The sequence below is a fragment of the Vibrio sp. Hep-1b-8 genome (assembly GCF_006124995.1).
Taxonomy (GTDB): Bacteria; Pseudomonadota; Gammaproteobacteria; order Enterobacterales; family Vibrionaceae; genus Vibrio.
Genome location: NZ_QEWN01000104.1, coordinates 1 through 21052, shown reverse-complemented (window position 1 = coordinate 21052; position 21052 = coordinate 1). Strand labels below are relative to the sequence as shown.

Below are 21052 nucleotides of genomic sequence, written 5' to 3'. Positions count from 1 at the left end.
AAGCCACCGAATGACGGTGGCTTTTGTATTTTTAGTCTCTCAGTAACTGGCGGCTAACCTGCATCCGGTTGTGACTCAGGAGCGGCTTGTTCAAACGCCGCAAGCTCATTAAGTGACGCCGTCACTTGAGTAATGTTCGGATACGCGGAGAGATCAACCTTAAACCGCTTGGCATTGTAAACCTGTGGAACGAGACAGACATCAACCAAGCTAACATCGTCTCCGACACAATAGCGCCCTCGTGTCAGTTTTAGCCTCTGCTCTAGAGCATCAAACCCTTTCATTATCCAATGGGCATACCATGATGATTTCTCTTCGTCCGTGATGTTGAGTGTTTGAGAAAGATACTGTAAAACGCGCAAGTTATTAAGCGGATGAACATCAATCGCAATATCATGAGCCATCGCCTTAACCTGATAACGTAATGCTCGGTCAGTTGGCGTCAACAACACTTCCGGATAGGTCTCATCGAGATAGTCGATAATCGCTAAGGACTGATTAAGCCGCATCTCACCATCGATCAAAACGGGTACCAATTGATTGGGGTTGAGACGCTTAAAATCGGTCGAGTGCTGTTCTCCACCATTTTTAATCAAATGAATGGATCGCTGCTGATAGTCGAGCCCCTTAAGATTGAGGGCAATTCGGGCTCGATAGGCCGCAGATGAGCGCCAGTAACCATATAAAATACGATCACCCATACTTAACCACTTGTTGGTCAATTGCACCAAAAATCGAGTGCCCATCGTTATCAAGCATTTCTATTTTGATCCGGTCACCAAACTGCATGAACCCAGTAGAAGGTGAACCATCACGAATCGTCTCTATCATTCGCACTTCTGCAATGCATGAGTAACCCACACCACCTTCGGCAATGGCGGTACCATGTTCTGTCCCCTGTTTGTTTGACACCGTCCCCGAACCGATAATCGCACCGGCAGACAGTGGACGACTCATAGCAGCATGCGCAATGAGCTGTGGAAACTCAAATGTCATATCCATACCGGCGTTAGGGCATCCAAACGGCTCATTGTTGTAAAAACTTAATAGTGGCAGATTGACCTTGCCACCATCCCAGTCACTGCCCAATTCATCAGGTGTGACCGCAACCGGAGAAAAAACAGACGAAGGTTTAGATTGGAAGAAACCAAATCCTTTTGCTAACTCGTTTGGAATCAAACCGCGTAACGAAACATCATTGACGAGCATGACAAGTTTGATTGCCTGAGCAGCCTCTTCAACACTGACTCCCATTGGTACATCACCGGTGATAACGGCAACCTCACCTTCAAAATCGATGCCCCATGCTTCATCAACGACCGGAATATCATCACACGGGCCAATAAAGGCATCCGACCCACCCTGATACATTAGAGGATCGGTCCAGAAACTTGGCGGCATTTCCGCGCCACGCGCCTTACGCACCAATTCAACATGATTGACATAGGCTGAGCCATCTGCCCACTGGTAGGCTCTTGGTAACGGTGATTCGCACTGCAGAGTCGAGAAAACCATTTCGTTGGTCAATTCGCCGTTATTCAATGCGGTGTACATTTCATTTAACTGTGGCTCAACACGCTGCCAGTCATCCAGTGCTTGCTGCATTGTCTGTGCGATTTCTGGCACCGCGACACAATGAGTGAGTGATTTGTTCACAACAACCAATAAGCCATCTCGGCTGCCATTTTTTAGGCTTGCTAACTTCATTCTATTTGCCCTTATTTTTGTTCTTTCCAGCTATCGATATACTGCTCATTTTCAACCTGACGTGCGTGCTCACTAATTTCGAGTGCATGACGGGTATCGATCATCACTGCCACTTCATCGGTGAATTTCTTCTTATCCTCCTGCCCTGCTTTAAAGGCCTTGGGATGAGGGCCGTGAGCAAATCCAGCGGGATGAAAGGTCACCATTCCCGCCTCAATGTTGTCGCGACTAAAGAAATCCCCTGCGTGGTAGAACAGCACTTCATCGTAATCATCATTGTTGTGGTAAAACGGCACCTTTAACGCCCCAGGATCACTTTCAATAGGCCTTGGCACAAATGTGCAAATAACAAATCCTTGCCCCACAAATGTCGTATGCGCTGACGGCGGCAAATGATAACGGTGCGACATAAGTGGCCTGATATCACGCCAGTTAACTCGTACCACAGAAAGGTCACCATGCCAGCCAATCGCATCTAGTGGATTAAACGGATAAGTGACGACGCTCACCTGCTCATGACGTTTAATGTAAACTTGTGTCGACTGTTCTGAATACTGATCTTTAAATGCCTGATCAATTTTCGGAACGTCGAGCACTGCTGGGTCAAAAACAGCGTGATTACCAACCATGCCTTTTTCCGGCAAGGTATAAGCGGCATCCGTGTTTTCAATCATCAAGATGAACATCGGCTCATGGGGTTCAAGCCGCCAAGTGGTCGAGCGAGGGATCATCACGTAATCCCCTTCAACCACCTCAAGGTGTCCATAGTCACAAAACAGATCGGCTTTGCCCTGATGAATGAATAAGAGTTCATCGCCGTCTGCGTTGCGTGCTAGGTGTTCCATCGCACTATCGAGCTTCCAGATACGAACTTTACAGTTAGCGTTATGCAGAAGGTAAGGTACCGACCATGGAGAGTTCTGAATCGAGGCTTCCACTTGGTTGAAATTGAACGCGCGAGGTTTTAGCTCACCCTGCCAATCACTCCAACCTGTAGGGGCATGCTGGTGATGGAAGTGAGCGGCAGGGCCAAAGAAACCACTGCGCCCCGCTTCGCGTTCATAAATCGCTTGTTCCGGGAAGTCAGCGTGTGCCTGCTTGGAGCACACTCCCTCCCGATGCGGGAATGTTATCCATTTATGCATCGTTTAGTACTCCACGACGAATTTGATCTTCTTCAATCGATTCAAACAAGGCTTTGAAGTTACCTTCGCCAAAGCCCTCATTACCTTTACGCTGAATAATTTCAAAGAACACCGGACCAATAACCGTCTGGGTAAATATTTGAAGTAAAATACCATCCTTCATTGGCGCACCATCGATAAGGATCTGCAGATCACGTAACTTATCGACGTCTTCACTGTGACCTTCCACACGTCCATCGATCTTTTCATAGTAGGTGTCAGGTGTCGGCATAAACTCCATGCCACGGTCACGAAGTGTCTGTACCGTTTGATAGATGTTATCCGTCGTTAGGGCGATATGTTGAATACCTTCACCGTTGTATTCACGGATAAACTCTTCTATTTGTGATTTGTCGTCAGAAGATTCATTGATTGGAATACGGATCTTGCCACAAGGCGCGGTCATCGCACGGCTGACAAGGCCAGTCAGTTTGCCTTCGATATCGAAGTAGCGGATTTCTCTGAAGTTACCGATACGCTCGTAAAACCCAGACCACAGATCCATATTGCCTTGCTTAACATTATGGGTTAAGTGGTCAATCTCGTACAAGCCGACATCCATCTTTTCTAAACGTTGTTTGGCATCGTCATAAAAGCGGAAATCGACTTCGTAAATACTGCCATCTTGGTAGCGATCAACAAAGTAAAGCAAACTCTCACCGATACCATAGATCGCTGGAATACTGAGTTCCATTGGACCTATCTCAGTGATGTACTCGTTCGCACCATTGTCTAGTGCTTGTCTCATCGCAACTGAAGAGTCTTTCACTCGGAAGGCCATGCCACAAACTGAAGGACCATGTACCTTAGCAAATGCATGAGCCTGACTGTGTGGCTGAGCATTTACGATAAAGTTCACGTCACCTTGACGGTAGAGCCAAGCCTCTTTAGAACGGTGTTTTGCGACTTCTGCAAACCCAAGTGAGTTAAACAACTGCTTTAGGTCTTGAATACCCTTCTCATCTGCCGCTGTGTATTCGACAAACTCAAAACCATCAGTGCCTAATGGGTTGTACGCTTCGTTCATTTGATGTCCCTCGTGTATTAGTAACTACCATGTATCTATCAATAACTTGGCTTATCACGAGCAAAAAATGAATCTTTACGCGCAATTTCAAGGTTACGCAAATGTAATCAAAAACTGTAAACGGCGAATTTAAAAACCTATTTTAACGATTAAAAACAACAACTTAAAATAAAACCATGCAGTAACATTTATTTTACATTTTAAGCATCAACGACCGTGAATGAGGAATTTTTCAACTTTGCCTACATCGAGTTCTGAACCTAAGAGTGCGTGCCATTAGTGTTTGATAAAACGAGTAAATAATCACCTGAACATGTATAAGCCCAACAGATACCTGACGATAAAAAGCCTGTCAGAGTCACCGATAGATTGACGTAGCGCAGTTTGCGACTCGGCTGAGCAAGATATGGTAATCCCCTCTGTTCCTAACGAGGTATAACAATGACTCAAATTAATCGTGAACGTCTGGTCGAACACTTTATTCAACTTGTCAAAATTGACAGTGAATCTCGCAACGAAAAGCAAATTGCTGAAACGCTAGCAGAGCAGCTCGGGGAGCTTGGCTTTACCGTACATAAGTTAGCTGTCCCACAAGATGTCTCCAATGGCTTTAACGTCTACGCTCGCTTGGAAGGTGAACTTGCCGACAGCATCGTACTGAGTTGTCACATGGATACCGTAACCCCAGGAATTGGTATTGAGCCTATCATCGAAAATGGCATTATCCGCTCTAAGGGGAATACCATCCTTGGCGGTGATGACAAGTCGGGTATCGCAGCTATCATGGAAGCAGTCCGTTGTATTCAAGCGGCTAACCAAGCTCACAAGACCATCGAGATAGCTTTCACTGTTCATGAAGAAGGCGGACTATTTGGTTCTCAGCACTTTGACATGTCTTACATCCAGTCAGACAAAGCGATCGTACTCGATACAGGGGGGCCGATTGGCACCATAGTCAATGCCGCTCCGGGTCAGCAAAAAATCGTCGCCAACTTTATCGGTCGTCCTGCGCACGCCGGTTTGGCGCCAGAAGAAGGCATTAGCGCGATTCAAGTCGCAGCAGATGCTATCACTCAAATGAAGCTACTGCGCATCGATCACGAAACAACGGCTAATATCGGGATTGTACAAGGCGGTAATGCGACCAACATCGTTATGCCTTCTTTAAAAGTGGTCGCAGAAGCGCGCTCACTAAATGATGAAAAACTCTCCCAGCAAGTATCGCATATGATTGAGACGTTTCAGGCAGCGGCCGATAAGTATGGTGCTCAAGTAGAGATTGATTCAACCCGCGCATACAACGCATTTGTCATTGCTGATAACCACCCTCATATCGAAGCAGTTAAAGCATCATTTGAGGCGATTGGTGCTAAGCCTTACACCAAAGGAACTGGGGGTGGTAGTGATGCAAATAACTTCAATGCGAAAGGATTAACCACCGTAAATATCTCAACAGGTATGGCAAAAGTACATACCACAGAAGAGTTTATCGCCGTTGACGATATGGTCAAAGTAAGTGAGTTTGTTCAACACTACCTTACACACTAACCGTAAAAAAAGCCGCGACCGCGGCTTTTTTATTCTCTGGTTAATTTGACCAGCCGCGCTTCGCGTACCTCTTGTTTCATCATCGAACCGAACTCTTCAAAGGACAGTGGCTGAGAAAACAAGTAACCTTGGTATTGGTCGCATCCTTCTTGACGTAAAACATCAAGCTGCTCCTGATACTCAACCCCTTCAGCCACCAGCTTAATGCCTAAACTATGTCCCATCTGAATGATGGTTCGAACAAGCACTCGGTCTGAGTGGCTAACGGCACAATCATCGACGAAACATTTATCTATCTTGATCACATCCGTCGGTAACTGTTTGAGATATTTAAGGCTAGAGTATTCGACACCAAAATCATCAATCGCAACCGAAACGCCAATGGCTCTCAACTGACGACAGATATCGGTAATGTTTTCTGGGTCACTCATTAAGGTCGACTCTGTAATCTCCATCTGCAATAGATGCGATGGCAGTTGTGTCTCTTTTAATGCGTGGCATACCACTTCGAACAGATCAGCATGAGCAAACTGAACCGTTGAGACATTGACAGCAATACAGATGGATAGCCCCTGATCATGGTAACGTTTTGCTTGACGGCATGCTTCTATGATTATCCACTGGCCGACAGGCACGATCTGAATCGTTTTTTCCGCAATAGGGATAAATTCACCTGGGGAAATAGGCCCAAGCTGAGGATGGTTCCAGCGCAACAACGCTTCAGCACCAACAATGCGTGCGGTTTCAATTTCCACTTTGGGCTGGTACATCAACAAAAATTGATCGCTTAATAACGCCGACTTAATCTCCGTTTCAATCTGATGCTGCCTAATTGTCTCGCCAAGTAGTTCATCATCAAACCAGCACACCGCTCCCGCTCCTTCAGAGCGTGCTTTATACAATGCAAAATCTGCGTTTTTTTCCCATACTTCGGTGCTGCCAAGTGCATCTCCTGCCATCGCAACGCCAATACAGTAAGACAACCGATGAGATGTATTGTCGACATTGAACATCACTCTTTGATGGCGGCTCAGTTTATCAACCAGATCATTGAGCTTTTCTACAATGTCCTGTTGCTCCACAACGACGAGAAATTCGTCACCACCAAAACGGTAAACCTTACCATCATCTCCGATCAAGTCTTTCATATGCCTGGCAAACGCGACGAGAAGATCATCTCCATGGCGATAACCAAGCCTGTCATTGACATTTTTAAACCCTTCTAACCCAATGTGGAGCAGCCCAAATTTCTTGGCGTTACTCTCATTTATTCGGCTTATGTCCTCCCGATACGCATTGATATTCGGCAGTTTTGTGAGGTAATCGGTTTGACTTTCTATTTTAAAGACAAGGGCTTGCTGCTTGGTCTTCATATATGAATAGGTCATCAATGTTGCGAACACACTACTCGCTATCATTTCAATCGACACATCGATAAAGGCATCAAACTCAGTGAGTGACAGTTGATATAGGTAGCCATTGATCAACGCTGCACAAACAGCAATCGGCCATAACGTTCCGGGGAATAACACCACATAGCATAAAGGAAGCGCAAAGAGGCATACCTTGATCTCATCAAGACCGAAGTGCTGCACTAAACCTCCGGCAATAAATATCGCTACACCAGCAAACGCACAAAGGTGTTTGAATGCAAGTACTTGCGTGTATAACGCAAAGAGAAGTAATGCAGGAAATAGGTAAAACGGCATCTCCCACGGATGTGGATCAGATAAAAGTGCACGGGACATGACGCCCACTGCAGCAATATAGGCGATATAGCTTACAACCTGCACGCTTTCATTGAGTTTAAACAGCCGCATCCTGAGCCTTCATTTCCCAAGCAATTACTTTAAACGTAGCGCATTTTCTGAAAATCGCTTTACTCGTTACCAAATCAGTGCCTCTATCCTGAGACAGATAATAAAAACGCCTCTAAGATAGAGGCGCTTTTAGGGCGAAGGCGGAAACAGACTAAAGACCGAGCTCTTGCGATAAGGCCTTCATTTGTTTTAAATCCATCTGATGAACACGAATCATTTGTTCAACTTGACTCAACCTTGATTGTGCTTCGTCTTGCTTATCACACGCATCTGATTTGGCGTCCCAAGAGGTGCCTTCCAAATAGACATCACACTGTTTTTTCAATTCAACGATTTTGGGCGCAAGTTCTTCACGTTCTTTCTCTAGGGCTTCTAGCTCCTGAGAGACTTTCAGTTCCTGCTGGAACAACTCACGTGAACGCTCAAACATTGTTGCCTGCATATCGGCCTGTCGGTTGAGCTGAGTATTCTGGCTATTCACCGTGGTTATTTGCTGTTTTTGCTGCGCAATCTGCTCTTTCAAGGTCGTATTTTCGGTTTGTAGTTCGTTGACCTGTGACTGAAGCGCATCCAAAGCCAGTTTATGCTCTTGTTGCTGAGCATTCATCGCCAATTGCAGCTTCTCTTCAACCTCATCATCAACCTTGGCAACTCTCTGCTCTACTTGAGTGGCCATTTGTTGTTTGTCAGCCACTAATGTTTGATATTGTTGTTCAAGAGATTGGTAAGTCGATTCCCACTTTTGTGCCGTGAGTGTCGAACCCACCAAACCACCTAACGCAAGACCTAACGCACCAGCGATGACAATATAGAGGCGAGCACGCTTGTCTCTCTCCTCAATCACAACAACGTCATCATTCTCTTGTATATCGTTTTGTTCGTTCACTTATTGCTCCTAAAGCCTAGCGAATTAGTTCTGTAACCATGATTGTTGCGGTATAGATAATAAAGCTGGAAACCAACGTTATTACGACGTACTTCTGCAACTTCTCGCTCGTACGATAGCGGATCAGTACAAACGCGATGACAATCAAAAACGCGATGGCAAGTAACCTTGTCATAACCTCTCCTTGGGCAGATCCTATACTGATTACTTTATACCATTTTTTGTGCCTAAATAGTCAGAGTCAGGTTGTTTTCGCCACCCACAGTATTAAATAAATTATTTCAATTGGTTACTTTAAATACGTTGTGACCAAATCTGGATGAAAAGGCGTCACTTTTATTTGTATATCAGCATTTTATTTGGTGTGTCACTTAGAATGAGGTATAAAGAACCGTAATAAAACCATGGGACCAAAATGATGAAACCATACAAACTAGACAATAAAAAGCGCCGTATTCAAAAGAAACTTTTCCTAGGCGAGTTTGCAATGAAAGGTTTTGAACTGAGTTGCGAAACAAACATCAATGATTTTGATCGATACGATGCATTTGTTGATGACTTCATCGACTACATCGATGGACTAGGTCTCTGCTTTGGTGGTGGCGGCTTAGAACTCTTCGAAGGTTTCCTATGCTGCAACCAACGCTATGCTGATGCGACTGAAGAACATCAAGCTCAAGTTTTAGCATGGTTAGAAGCACGTGAAGAAGTGAAAGCGGTGAAAGTGAGTAAACTCGTAGACGCAAACTACTTCTAATCTCGATTATAGCGCCTTAAACGGCGCTATTTTTTTATTGGTCTTATCTCACTTCCATTCCTAGATTGTACTGCGCTAAGCAGCGTGTCACGTAACTTACCTTTAACAAGGCAGAAATAAAGTCATATTGACATCATCCAACAAGAGTCAATATGACACAATAAAATCAATAAAAACCACACTTATCTCGATAATAAAATCGATCAAAAACATGCAATTCTGTTATTGAATTACATCAAAATAATGATAAAGTTCACACGTCGACAGCGAACAGTGCTATCGACCAACTTTTGCTCTTAAATTGAGCAATTGTTCCGATGAAGACTGCAGGAGAGCGGTTATTTACCAAATGTTAACATTTGCATAAAATAACCTACCGAAGAAGTAAATCTTTCAGGTGCTATTTAGGTAGCGAGGACTGTAGTTGGAGGAACCTCTGGAGAGAACCGTTAAATCGGTCGCCGAAGGAGCAAGCTTTACGCAAGTAAAGTGAAACTCTCAGGCAAAAGGACAGAGGAGTGGAAAGATCTAACCTACTACACCGCTTTTCTGCCTGTAGTTAATCAGAGATCCCTGATCTCTGTGCTTTCCCTCTTCTCCTTAAATAAGCATTATCACTTAAGGGGAAATCATGGATAACCTGCAATCTTTACTAAAAACAATCGACAATTTTGTCTGGGGCCCACCGCTTTTAATCTTGCTGGTTGGTACTGGAATATACTTCACTTTTCGCCTCGGCTTACTGCAGTTTCGACACCTTCCAACCGCTTTGAAACTCGTTTTTAGCAAAGGTGACTCTGGCAAACAGGGCGACGTCTCTAGTTTTGCTGCTTTGTGTACAGCTCTTTCGGCAACAATCGGCACTGGTAATATCGTCGGTGTCGCGACAGCAATCAAACTTGGCGGACCTGGTGCGCTATTTTGGATGTGGCTTGCGGCTCTGTTTGGTATGGCAACCAAGTACGCAGAATGTTTACTCGCCGTAAAATACCGCCAAACAGACGACAAGGGACAGATGATTGGTGGCCCAATGTACTACTTACAGTACGGCGTTGGTTCCAAAACTCTGGCCGTTTTGTTCGCGGTATTTGCACTGGGTGTTGCCTGTTTTGGTATTGGCACCTTCCCACAAGTCAATGCCATTCTTGACGCAAGTGAATTATCGTTTGGCGTTTCACGCGAAATATCAGCGAGCCTACTGACTTTATTAGTAGCATTTGTGACGATCGGCGGCATCAAATCTATCGCTAGCGTCGCGGGTAAAGTCGTCCCTGCGATGGCACTTTTCTACGTTGTTGCCTGTTTAAGTGTGATTATCACCAATGCAGATAAATTGCTTGATGCGATTGAACTAGTGCTCGTTTCTGCCTTTACTTCAACGGCAGCAACGGGAGGCTTCCTAGGCGCAAGTATCATGCTGGCAATTCAATCTGGAATCGCTCGTGGTGTGTTCTCTAATGAGTCCGGCCTTGGTAGTGCACCCATGGCGGCAGCGGCGGCAAGAACTGACTCTTGTGTCAAGCAAGGTCTTATCTCAATGACAGGCACCTTCTTCGACACAATCATCATCTGTACGATGACAGGTCTGGCGTTGATTCTTACGGGAGCATGGCAAAGTGACTTCGCTGGTGCGGCGATGACAACACACGCTTTTGCCGTCGGCCTGAACTCACAAACTTTTGGCCCAATGCTGGTTTCTATTGGCTTGATGTTCTTCGCTTTCACAACCATTTTAGGCTGGAACTACTACGGAGAGCGCTGTGTCGTATACCTCTTTGGTACCAAAGCAGTATGGCCATACAAGATTGTTTTCGTCTGTTTAGTGGCATCAGGTGCATTCTTGCAACTCGATATGATCTGGATAATCGCAGACATCGTCAACGGCCTGATGGCGATTCCGAATTTGATCGGACTGATCGCGCTGCGTCAGGTTGTGATTGAAGAGACCAAACGTTACTTTGACTCCGCAATCAACCTCGTTCAAAAGCCTCAACACGTCGTTTAACCTTTTGTACATCGGGCAAGCCGCCAATCGGCTTGCCCTTTTTATCATCGCTCACTGAATTCCACTGCCGTAACTGCTAAATTGACAAGAAAGATTGGCAGCCCCGTAAACTTTCGCCTGATGTTCTATGCTTTTACTCTTGAAGCCTCACTACCTCATTTCTCCTATGATTTATGCCAATTCACCCTATTCTGAGAGCTCTGTCGAACTGAGAGAGTTCAATCTTCGTCAATATCTGGACGAGATCCTTGTCTCTATACAGTGCTCGCTAACTCAACTTGTATTTGATTCCTTTCTTTCCTATACCCATAAGAGGAACCGTCCTAGTTAACAGGCGATGAAATTAGCATAGAGGCAAGGATCATTGCTGTTGCAGATGTCTTTGACGCATTAACCCATAAACGCTGTTACAAGCCGGCTTGGCCGATAGAAGACGTGATCACAGAACTAAAGTGTTGTGTCCTCAACAATCAGTTTTGCCCCTAATAGGATAAGCACAGCCCCCGTCGTACCTTCCATCCACTTCATAAAACAAGGACTTTTTAACAACGTTTTTGCACTGGTTAATGCCCCAGCTAAGCCACATTGCCAGCACATGGCGATGACAAAGTGGATGCTTGCCATGAATAGTGATTGCAGCAATGGTGAGCCTTGTGGGTCGATAAACTGGGGTAAAAAAGCCAGATAAAAAACCGCCGTTTTCGGGTTAAGGACATTGGACAAAAAGCCTTCACGCAGTGAACGACGAATGCGGAGGGAGTGATCCTTACCCTCTTTAAACTCCATACCCTGCTGTTTACCCAGAACCGTCTTTAAACTACTGATCCCCAACCATATTAAATATGCTGCACCCAACATTTTAATAAAGCCGAACAACTCCGCGGATTGAGCTAATAACGCAGAGATCCCAACCGCTGAAAATAACGCGTGTACAAACAAACCACTACAGATACCAACGCTGGTTATCGAGCCATCCACAAATCCCGCGCGCGAGGTATTGCGGATAACCAGAGCAGTATCCAAACCCGGTGTGAGTGTTAATATTGTGATAGCGATGACAAACGCTTCAAAGTTTTCAATAAACACAGGATCCATCCACCTAACTATTTGTCTTCAAACTACCTATTTCCGTCCTAATTTGCCAGAGAATAGTATTGATCTCTAAAACATCTGACATGATCACTGCTTGGTATCACTGTTAATGGTTGGTAAACTGACGTTCTATTTCCAAGGTCAAGGAAGGCATTTCAATGAGTGCATTCAATAAGTTAGTCCAACATTCTAAAAAGATTTCTCATTTTAACCACTTAGCCGCTATCTGCGGCTGGGATCAGGCAGCAATGATGCCTAGTGGGGGTAACCAAGCACGTTCTGAAGCCATGGCGGAGCTGTCAGTTCATATTCATGGCCTGCATACTCAACCACAGCTCGAAGAGTGGTTCTCTGAAGCGGAAAATGAAGCATTAGATGCACAGCAATCCGCTACCTTACGTGAACTTAAACGTCAGTGGCAGCAAGCCAACGTCTTGCCGGAGGCCTTGGTTCAAGCGAAGTCATTAGCTGGTTCAAAGTGTGAACATGCTTGGCGTAGCCAAAGAGGTGAAAACGATTGGAATGGTTTTGAGAAAAACTGGGCAGAAGTCGTAAAACTGTCTCAAGAAGAGGCTCAAATCCGCGCCGAGGCGAACGGTCTTTCTCCTTACGATGCGATGCTAGATATCTACGAACCAGGCACCAGTTCCGCCTCTCTCGACCAATTATTTAGTGATGTCAAAACATGGCTACCTGATCTAATCAACCAAGTCATCGATAAACAGGCAACGGAGCAGTTCATCCAGCCGCACGGACGCTTTGACCCCCATCAGCAGAAAGCGTTGGGGTTAGAAGTGATGTCACTGCTGCAATTTGACTTCAACCATGGTCGACTTGATGAAAGTGTTCATCCATTCTGTGGTGGTGTTCCAAGCGACGTGCGCATTACGACTCGATATGACCAAAGTGAATTTGTTCAATCACTGATGGGAATTGTTCATGAAACTGGCCATGCTCGATATGAACAAGGTTTGCCAAAAGCGCTTGCTGGTTTACCTTCAGGTGAAGCGCGTTCAATGGGTATTCATGAATCTCAATCTCTGTTCTTTGAAATGCAGGTTGGACGAAGCGAACCCTTTATCGCCCATTTGTCGAAATTGGCCGCTAAAAACTTCCTTGGCCATGATGCCTCGCTATTCACTCAGGAGAACTTCCATAAGCTTTACACGCGAGTGAAAAAGGACTTTATCCGTGTTGATGCTGACGAACTGACCTACCCTGCTCACGTAATTCTTCGATATGAAATTGAACGTGACCTAATCAACGGCAATATCAAACATACCGATGTGCCTGAGCTATGGAATCAGAAGATGCAGCAGTATCTTGGTCTCTCAACAGAGAACAATTATAAGAACGGTTGTATGCAGGACATTCACTGGACAGATGGCGCCTTTGGTTACTTCCCATCCTACACACTGGGAGCCATGTACGCAGCGCAGTTTATGGCATCAATGAAGCATACTGTAGATGTAGACAAAGCTATTAGAGATGGTGATTTATCACCAATATTCAAATGGTTACATGACAACATCTGGAGTAAAGGTAGCTTACTTACGACCAATGAACTGGTCAGTTCCGCTACTGGTGAGACGTTAAATCCTGAACACTTTAAAGCGCACTTAAAAAGTCGTTACCTCTAATTTGGTTACTGACATGTACTCTGTTTTTCCACTGAGTACATGTCAGCTTTTTAAAGCAAACTATTCGAGTTCTATAGACGACTGGCATGTAGGGTATCTACCCCGTTATCAATGGACTACTATTTCACCATCACACGATTCAAAAATCGCATCTAGATTAAAATTTGCCAGCCAAAAAGAGAAAAAACGTTCATGAGCAAAGAAATAGTTTTTTTCACCCTTGCAAGTTCTCGGTATACCTGAAGCAGTTACACTGAAATAAACGCAATCGAGAGGTTTGGTAATCAACCTGACTTTATTTATAATCCACCTCGAAGATGAGGTTAAAACTATATCTTCCTGTTTTACTAGTAGAGTGAACAACAAAATTAGCTTCGAGAGGTAATATAAAAGTTGTTGTTTGTTCATCTCCACCGTGATTGATATTTTGGCCCAAACCGAATTGTATGGGTGTTATGGTGTTATTATCAACGTAATTTAAATCCATAGTCAATGTCGGCAGATCGGCACTGTCTCCGGCAAAAATAGCGAGGTTAGCAAATGTATGCGTGTGTTGCCCACTTACGGTGAACGTCCACTCAACGTTACCATTTATTGACAGAGCACTTGCGCATTCTAAGTTGATATTAAAATTATGATTGAACTCTTGACCAGCCATAAGGTCAGGAATATTCTGAATAGAATCATATCTAAGATTACAAGTCGAATCATAAATTGTAGTAGTAGGGCGAATCAGATTTATTCTGTTTAGTGTTGTTATTCCACCTTGTATAGTACTTCTCATCGAAATTGGGCTTTTGGTACTTATATTAAACCCTTCTTGTGGGTTTTTGTTGACAGTTCCTACTTTTTCTACGACAAAAATCTTCTCTCTTACGGTACCTTCTAATGTCTGACGACTTTGAGTATTATTGGTAATACTATGGAGTATGATTGATGAGTTAGAACCATCCCATGACATAATGGGAAGGGGGGTAACAAGTTCTACATTGGTAATGTTTGAATAAAATCTGTTTCCTGATTGGAAGCTAGAAATCATCTCAGTTGTATGAAATTTTTTAGTAACTCCTGAAGCTATATTACATTTGTAGTCAAATGTTTCCCAAATTTCACCGATTGAATCACCTGCATTTACATTCCCATTAGGTATACCTTTACCTATAAAGGTAGATACATGATTTCCTGTAGAGCAAGTATTTGGCTTGGGTTCAACTGGAGCAGCACCCAGAACAAAAGTAGAGAATATCGCTAGCAAAGTTAAAGTGACATATTTCATAATAAAATTAACCTTTAGCTTATAATAAGCATGTCGCTATGCTGAATATGTTATTCAACTTAACGTAAGTGTATGATAGCAAAGTGAGCAATTTTATGCTCCGAGTGTGCTTTTGAATAATTAGTATTATTTTGTATAATATAAAAATTGTACCAGTGGCTGCTCAAGATTTTCTCTCTCGTCAAATGATGAGTTGATCTCAAGTCTTTCTGCATTAATTCCGTTTCCACTATAAAAAGCATGTAGCCTTTCAACTCTTCGCTGTCCCAGCCATCTGTTGTAATCTACAGATCCCCCTTTGGAGTGCTTGTTGATTATACGAACATGCACATCAGGATGCTGGTTAAGATATTGGATACTTTCTTTTAGTACTTGCGTACTGGAAATATAACTCGAGTTTACGTTGAACAGTTGTGCTGCTTCGACAATTGGTCCTTTAGGAGGTAGTGTCGGCTGCTGAGCAACTTCTTCAGTAACTTTTTGGCTTGTGGAGCTCATAGGCTCTGAAGCAATAGTACGAGTTGTCTTTGAACTAGGAAGCGCCCATGTCATACCTAAATTGAATTCTGGAACGACCCTTACTGAAAACTCTTTTTTGACAACGGCAGAAAGCCCACCAAACAGCTTGACATCACTTCCTAGTCGATGTTGGACAACACTTGAAAAGCCTGCTCGAAATGGGTTAATGTCATCTTCATACTGAACAAACGGTCCGTGCAGTAGCGAAGTGTTAGAAGAAAATGAAGAGCGCCCATATAAAGTGAGTCGTGTTAGGAAGTTTTTATTGTCTAGCTTTGTATTACTGTTATAACCAAGTTGAGATTCAATCACCAATGATGGACCAATATCTAACCCATAAATAACGTTGGGAGAAAAGTAGTCTTGTGTTGGTTGGTAACCTGTTGAAAAACCGAAATAGTCGCTACGCTTTGCGTTGTCATCTGCAGAATAGGGAGCTGACCAAGCTCCCGAATACATTGTCATACAAATACTAAAAGTTAACAGTTTGAATTTCACTTAAACCACCATAGTCGTTAATAATGCCGAACTCCAAAGACATGTTTTTTACATTGATTCCTCTTGGCACTGCATACTTCTGCTGACTGAAAGGCGGAGTCATGTTGAATCTGTCATCAAGCATTTTTGATGTGCTACCACTAACTGCTTGTAGGTGGCCAAGGCTTAGGTAATAAGGACTATTGTTTGTTGCTTGAAAGTACCTTTCCCCATCCTCGTTAATAACTTTCCAAGAAAGTTGTTTAGCCGCATCAAGTAAGCCTTGTAAATCCAACCGTTCTGGACGAACAATGACTTTAATTCGAGTTCTTACTGCAATGTTTAACTGGTTTTGGTCAGTTTCAGATTTTCTTGGGATCTCTTGTACTGAAAGGAAAAAGATACTCTCTCTGTCTTTAGCCAGTTTGTTCTCGATTGGTAGAATTCTGACAAAACCTTGTTCGTTAGCGCCTAGCTTGAAGATAGGTGGTGTTAACACTAGCGGAAGGCCGCTAGTGTTTCCATCGCTATCTTCTATCCAAGACTGAACGAGATATTCCCCCCCAGAATCATTTATAATATCAACTTGGTGTTCTTTTGAGGGTGTAATTATTTCCCTTGTGTTTATTGGGCGCACTCCCGCATGCGCTTGAATAATTGGTAAAAGACTAACAATAATAATTAATAAGATTCTAAATAACATATTTGTACCTAATTACAACTTCTCTCTACGATGTCCTGTAGACTTTTAGAGTCGGGACTTATGTTGATCGAAAATTCACAATGACCAGAACCAACAATGAAGGTGGCGGATTGGCCAGGTTTAATGCCTGATAGATAAACAATATTGTCAGTACCTACAAAAGACATCTCGTCAGATGGGTTGTCTCGTAAAACAACGGGCTCTCCAAATAAGTTTTCTTCCGTATTAAGTTTCACTAGTACGCGTTTGCCTACACGAGCTTTTAAGTTGACTAAAACTGTAGAGCCTCGCCGTGGAACGTAGTTTTTGCTGAACTCTACGAGCTGAACGTCAGCGTTTTCTTCAGCGTTCATATAGACTATGTTGGAACTATAATCATTTGCGTAAGGAATAACAACAACACCATCCTTGTTAGTCCTTAGTGTCGGATTGTGGTTAACAATCAGCTCTTCAGCATCATCCACCTGAACGATGGCAGCAGTTTCCCCTAGGTACTGAGTGGCAACAACGCCACCCTCATAAATGAGGAGTCCGCCATTGGCACTTAAGCTTCCGGATGTTGTTTCTCCATTAGACTCAATATTTGCAGAAAAATGTCCAAAGGGTGTCTCGTTTCTCACCATAGCCGAAACTGACTCGTTACTCGTATTTGTATCATTCAGCATTTGGCTAACGGTCGTGTTGTAATAGTAATTTTCAGTTGTTCCACTGTAAGAAAGCTGATTGTTAAACGCACCAGTGTTTTGTTCATGGGTGGATGAGAACATAACACTAGAATCGTTTCTCTTCCCAAATGGCAATGATAGAGACAGACCCAATCTTTTATCACTACGTACTCTATAGTTGGCTAGAACAGTATCGCTTATCGTGTAGTTCATACCTACGGAAACACGTCCAAGGTTAAAGTGCAGTGATGAGTAGAGCGATGTACCTTTCAACGATGAATTATGGTACGTATCATGTTTATAGGATAAATACAGTGTTGCTTCGCTGAGCGGCTGATTCAATGAGAGTTCAAATCGATTTCGTAAACCAAGCCCTGCTCTATCAGGGGATACTTGATTTGCTCTAGAGATATGCTCTTCAAAGCTAAGAAAGTCGGGGGAGCGATATTGATAACCAACTAACTGCAAATTCGTTGCTGTGTGAGAAAACTGTTTCGCATACAAACTTTTGAGAATAAAACCACTTTGCTGCTGTTGATCATCAAAACCAGAATAGCGAGTGGCACCGCCTTCAAAAGACATCGCACCAAACTGGCCTAGATCATAAGCTATTCCTAACTCACCATAATAGTATTGCTCGGACAGTAAAGAGGAAAACTTAGGTGTAATAACTCCAAGTCCATATTCCAAGCCACCAGTAAGCACCGCAGGTTGAATAGCAGAGTTTGAGTTGCGATATTGTCCTGCAGATAAAGAGTAGTTGAAATTACCTTCGCGAACCAAAGATGGTAGCTTGGTAAATGGTATCATTCTGCGTCGAATTTGCCCGTTACTTTCTTCTATGACCAATTCTAAGTCAGCGCCTGTGCCCGATACGTCGAGATCATCAATTTCGAACTCGCCTGGCGGCACAACTCTGCTGTACAGAACCAATCCGTTTTGAAGAACGGTAACTTTGGCCGAACTTAGGGCGATATCTTTTAAAACAGGAACATAGTTATTCCATTCAGATTTGTACATACTTGTCGCTTTTGCGAGACGAAGACCAACCAACGGTAGTGAGCCGTTAATGGCAGAAATCCCGCTGGTGCGTATTTCGCCGAAATGTGCTCGAGAGGTAATAGCGTCGACATCTTTGTAGACAAAGAAATCGCTCAAGTTAGAGTTAAAAACGCTGCCATTTTTGTATAGGTTTCCTCCACCTTTTAAACGCCACATACCAAATGTAGTAAGTGCTTGAATCCCAAGATATCCATTTACATCGGATGAGGTGTTCGTACCACTAATATAAGAATTATAATTTAGCTTTACACTATTAACGCCTTGATCCCATTTAGAAGGTGAGGTTTTCAATTTCCCATATTTCTTTTCGATATGGATGTCTGGCACACTGAGTAACAGCAAAGATCGGGCAGAAACATAGTCTTGATTTGCCATTGAACTGATGTCTGCAACGGTATAGCAGCTTTTGACGATGTCAGGCACGCGGATACTCAAGTCTTGTAGCTGACTCTTAGATAGACAAGGCTGAACATCACTGTTATCAAACTGCTTGAAGTCGATAAGCATACGTTGTGTAGTAAGCCCATTAAGCTCAACGTCAATCATGTGCTCACCGGGTGCAATAGCCTGCTCAAACCAGCTTGTATCAAGTTTTTTCCCTGAAATATCGCTATTCAGAAAGCTCAAGTCAAACTCCGAGCCGATCACTTGATACGAGAACAACAGTGGGATAACGAGTATAAATTGATGACTTTTCATGCTGTACCAAGGGAAATCAAGAAGTCAGCTCCTATTCAGAACTGACTCCAGTGAGTACAAAAATTCTAATTATATTCGATGGTGTAATTTGCTGTTGCAGTTACGGCACCCGCAGTAGGTACTGCTCCACCGACATTGACGTAAGCTGCGTTGAAATGAAGGACGTAAGACTCTGGATTCTCGGAGCTGGTCGGAAGAGTTATTTCGCTAGCTTTGTTACTACCAGCGTTAATATCGATGCGGGTAACCGCGTCTGCTTCAAGTAGTTGGATACCAACATTCGTGGCCGCGCCTGAAGATGCTGTATTCTTTAAGACATATGGGTTATTTTCATCGCCTTGCCCAGAGAACGTAACTCGCATTTTTTCAGCTGTAGTTGTTTGGCTTCGACAGTTTGTTAATTCGATACTAAATGTCGTCATACCAGATAGAACATCTGGTGAAGTACCAATACTTGAAGCAGTAACGCTTGGCATAGTAACGTTGAGGTCGGTGCTACCACCACCATTACCGACTGTACATGAAGCTGCCGTGATTTGACCATTGAAGGTAATAGTGCCATCGGCAGCGTAAGAACCAACGCTAGCTATTAGCAAACTGCTAGCAATAATAGTTTTAATTAGAACATTTTTTTTCATTTAATATTTCCTTTTTGGATTTACAATAATATCTTGTAATGCTGTTATAATTTCTGGCCTCCTAGCTGCAGCTATTTTAATTTTAAATTCGAATATATCAAACAAGAATCAAATGAAATTATTGTGGGATTTTCTTTATTTTTTCGGCTTTAATGTGATGGACTCACCAACTTAATTAAATTAAATTAAATTAAATTAAATTAAATTAAATTAAATTAAATTTATTGAATAAATTTATAATGCAACTCAAAAAGTACTTTCATTTATTAAATTGAACTCATTCAAAAAAACAATATTTCAGAACTTGCCAAATATAATAATTAATAAGCTGAACCCATAAATAGATTACGGCAGAGCGACCGCATGAGTGTTTGATTTTTACCCACCGCGTTTAGGCCTTCACTCAAGACCGCCTCTAGCATCGCTGTGTTCATCATACAACGCTTCTGTTTTCCAACGATACTGAGTTTAGTCGGCTCTGTGCGCAACATATTCAACCCTATATGGCGCAGACAAGCTAGGTTTTCGGCTCCGTGGTCTTTATTGATTTGGCAGGCATCCTCAGCCATCGTCACATCTAAGACCCAGTGCATTGACTCGATACCCCAGTGCTCCCTTACTGCGCTTGCCGCTTGCTCCGCACTCAATTGCTTTGAGCTGATGTAGTATCGATACTCTAGCTCTGCTACTTTGCCTTTATGGTAACGGAAGTTTTCCACCATAATGACCGATTTTAATCCTTTCCAACGAGAGAAGTTACCTTCGAGCGTTTCACTGCTTAACACATAGCTTTGACGGACTTCAATACGGCCGTGACCCTGCTCGATTTTGATATTTTTGGGCTTTGATACTCGTTGTTTTGCAAAAGCCTGCTCTATTGCTTTGCGTAACTTTCCTTGATTATTTTTAACCGCAAGTAAGTAGTTAGCATCTTGTTCGATGATAGTTTTGGCTATTTCCGTTTGGCATGCCATCGCATCAATTGTGACTAGAGCGCCTTTGATATCAAGAAGTTTGATGAGCTCAGGTATTGCTGTGATCTCGTTGCTCTTTTCTTCTGTTTTGAGCTGTCCAAGTACGAGCTTATTGGACGAAGCGTAGGCGCTAATCATATGGATAGTACTAGCTCGGTCATCTCGGTTGTAGGAGCCCCGAAGTGTTTTACCATCAATCGCAACGACTTGCCCCTCAGTAAGGGAATGTACTGCTGACATCCAGTTTATAAAGCAAGTATGAAAGGGCTCTGGTTCTATCTTAGAGATAATGCGAGCAATCGTATCATCGGCAGGAATATCATTAACAAACATACCATTACGTTTAAACCACTCATGATGACCAAGGATGTAC

At 43.3% G+C, this 21052-nt stretch carries 18 protein-coding genes, 1 pseudogene and 2 riboswitches; of the genes and pseudogenes, 5 read left to right on the top strand and 14 right to left on the bottom strand.

The window, feature by feature from the left end; translation table 11 throughout:
* Positions 1–53: 53 nt before the first annotated feature.
* Genes maiA through hppD form a run of 4 tightly spaced genes read right to left on the bottom strand, consistent with a single transcriptional unit; the run spans position 54 to position 3918 of the window.
* On the bottom strand, positions 54–701 hold the full coding sequence (maiA, locus tag DA100_RS11405) for a maleylacetoacetate isomerase (RefSeq protein ID WP_138972239.1): 648 nt from the start codon (positions 699–701) through the stop codon (positions 54–56).
* Complete coding sequence (locus tag DA100_RS11400) at positions 694–1707, bottom strand: fumarylacetoacetate hydrolase family protein (RefSeq protein WP_138972238.1); 1014 nt, start codon at positions 1705–1707, stop codon at positions 694–696. Before DA100_RS11400 ends, maiA begins: the two co-directional genes overlap by 8 nt.
* Positions 1708–1718: 11 nt before the next feature.
* On the bottom strand, positions 1719–2852 hold the full coding sequence (locus DA100_RS11395) for a homogentisate 1,2-dioxygenase (RefSeq protein ID WP_138972237.1): 1134 nt from the start codon (positions 2850–2852) through the stop codon (positions 1719–1721).
* On the bottom strand, positions 2845–3918 hold the full coding sequence (gene hppD / locus DA100_RS11390) for a 4-hydroxyphenylpyruvate dioxygenase (RefSeq protein WP_138972236.1): 1074 nt from the start codon (positions 3916–3918) through the stop codon (positions 2845–2847). The genes DA100_RS11395 and hppD overlap by 8 nt, the downstream gene beginning before the upstream one ends.
* A gap of 441 nt (positions 3919–4359) precedes the next feature.
* Between hppD and DA100_RS11385 the strand changes: the two genes are divergently transcribed.
* A complete protein-coding gene (locus DA100_RS11385) occupies positions 4360–5466 on the top strand; it encodes a M20/M25/M40 family metallo-hydrolase (protein ID WP_138972235.1) in 1107 nt (368 codons plus the stop codon).
* Between the two features lie 29 nt (positions 5467–5495).
* Here the strand turns inward: DA100_RS11385 and DA100_RS11380 are convergent, their stop codons facing one another.
* From DA100_RS11380 to DA100_RS20985, 3 genes are all read right to left on the bottom strand, one after another.
* Positions 5496–7286, bottom strand: a complete 1791-nt coding sequence (locus tag DA100_RS11380; protein WP_138972234.1) for a GGDEF domain-containing phosphodiesterase — start codon at positions 7284–7286, stop codon at positions 5496–5498.
* Between the two features lie 151 nt (positions 7287–7437).
* Entirely contained in the window at positions 7438–8172 is a 735-nt protein-coding gene (locus DA100_RS11375; RefSeq protein WP_138972233.1) for a chromosome partitioning protein ParA, read from the bottom strand.
* Positions 8173–8188: 16 nt separating this feature from the next.
* Entirely contained in the window at positions 8189–8347 is a 159-nt protein-coding gene (locus DA100_RS20985; protein ID WP_171052208.1) for a hypothetical protein, read from the bottom strand.
* 243 nt (positions 8348–8590) lie between these two features.
* Here DA100_RS20985 and DA100_RS11370 point away from each other — a divergent pair, with 243 nt between their 5' ends.
* From DA100_RS11370 to DA100_RS21620, 3 genes and pseudogenes are all read left to right on the top strand, one after another.
* Complete coding sequence (locus tag DA100_RS11370) at positions 8591–8929, top strand: 50S ribosome-binding protein YggL (protein ID WP_138972277.1); 339 nt, start codon at positions 8591–8593, stop codon at positions 8927–8929.
* A gap of 317 nt (positions 8930–9246) precedes the next feature.
* Positions 9247–9360: riboswitch (glycine riboswitch) on the top strand.
* Positions 9361–9362: 2 nt separating this feature from the next.
* Positions 9363–9446: riboswitch (glycine riboswitch) on the top strand.
* A 114-nt stretch (positions 9447–9560) separates the two neighbouring features.
* Entirely contained in the window at positions 9561–10934 is a 1374-nt protein-coding gene (locus DA100_RS11365; protein ID WP_138972232.1) for a sodium:alanine symporter family protein, read from the top strand.
* A gap of 318 nt (positions 10935–11252) precedes the next feature.
* Positions 11253–11378 (top strand): annotated as a pseudogene (locus tag DA100_RS21620) (HD domain-containing phosphohydrolase); the annotation flags it as partial.
* 3 nt (positions 11379–11381) lie between these two features.
* Here the strand turns inward: DA100_RS21620 and DA100_RS11360 are convergent.
* Entirely contained in the window at positions 11382–12020 is a 639-nt protein-coding gene (locus DA100_RS11360; protein ID WP_138972231.1) for a LysE family translocator, read from the bottom strand.
* 164 nt (positions 12021–12184) lie between these two features.
* On the opposite strand from DA100_RS11360, the gene DA100_RS11355 reads away from it, so the two are divergent.
* Positions 12185–13666 carry a carboxypeptidase M32 gene (locus tag DA100_RS11355; RefSeq protein WP_138972230.1) on the top strand — a complete coding sequence of 494 codons (1482 nt, stop codon included), beginning with the start codon at positions 12185–12187 and terminating at the stop codon, positions 13664–13666.
* A gap of 295 nt (positions 13667–13961) precedes the next feature.
* Here DA100_RS11355 and DA100_RS11350 read toward each other — a convergent pair whose 3' ends face one another.
* The 6 genes from DA100_RS11350 to DA100_RS11325 all read right to left on the bottom strand — a co-directional run.
* On the bottom strand, positions 13962–14942 hold the full coding sequence (locus DA100_RS11350) for a hypothetical protein (RefSeq protein WP_138972229.1): 981 nt from the start codon (positions 14940–14942) through the stop codon (positions 13962–13964).
* A gap of 126 nt (positions 14943–15068) precedes the next feature.
* On the bottom strand, positions 15069–15959 hold the full coding sequence (locus DA100_RS11345) for a hypothetical protein (protein WP_240800911.1): 891 nt from the start codon (positions 15957–15959) through the stop codon (positions 15069–15071).
* On the bottom strand, positions 15934–16641 hold the full coding sequence (locus DA100_RS11340) for a molecular chaperone (RefSeq protein ID WP_138972228.1): 708 nt from the start codon (positions 16639–16641) through the stop codon (positions 15934–15936). Before DA100_RS11340 ends, DA100_RS11345 begins: the two co-directional genes overlap by 26 nt.
* Before the next feature lie 8 nt (positions 16642–16649).
* Positions 16650–19067, bottom strand: coding sequence for a fimbria/pilus outer membrane usher protein (locus DA100_RS11335; RefSeq protein WP_138972227.1), 2418 nt, complete (start codon positions 19065–19067; stop codon positions 16650–16652).
* Between the two features lie 65 nt (positions 19068–19132).
* Entirely contained in the window at positions 19133–19705 is a 573-nt protein-coding gene (locus tag DA100_RS11330) for a fimbrial protein (RefSeq protein ID WP_138972226.1), read from the bottom strand.
* A 320-nt stretch (positions 19706–20025) separates the two neighbouring features.
* Positions 20026–21052, bottom strand: a 1027-nt coding sequence (locus DA100_RS11325; RefSeq protein ID WP_138972225.1) for an ISAs1 family transposase, incomplete at its 5' end; no start/stop codon positions are given.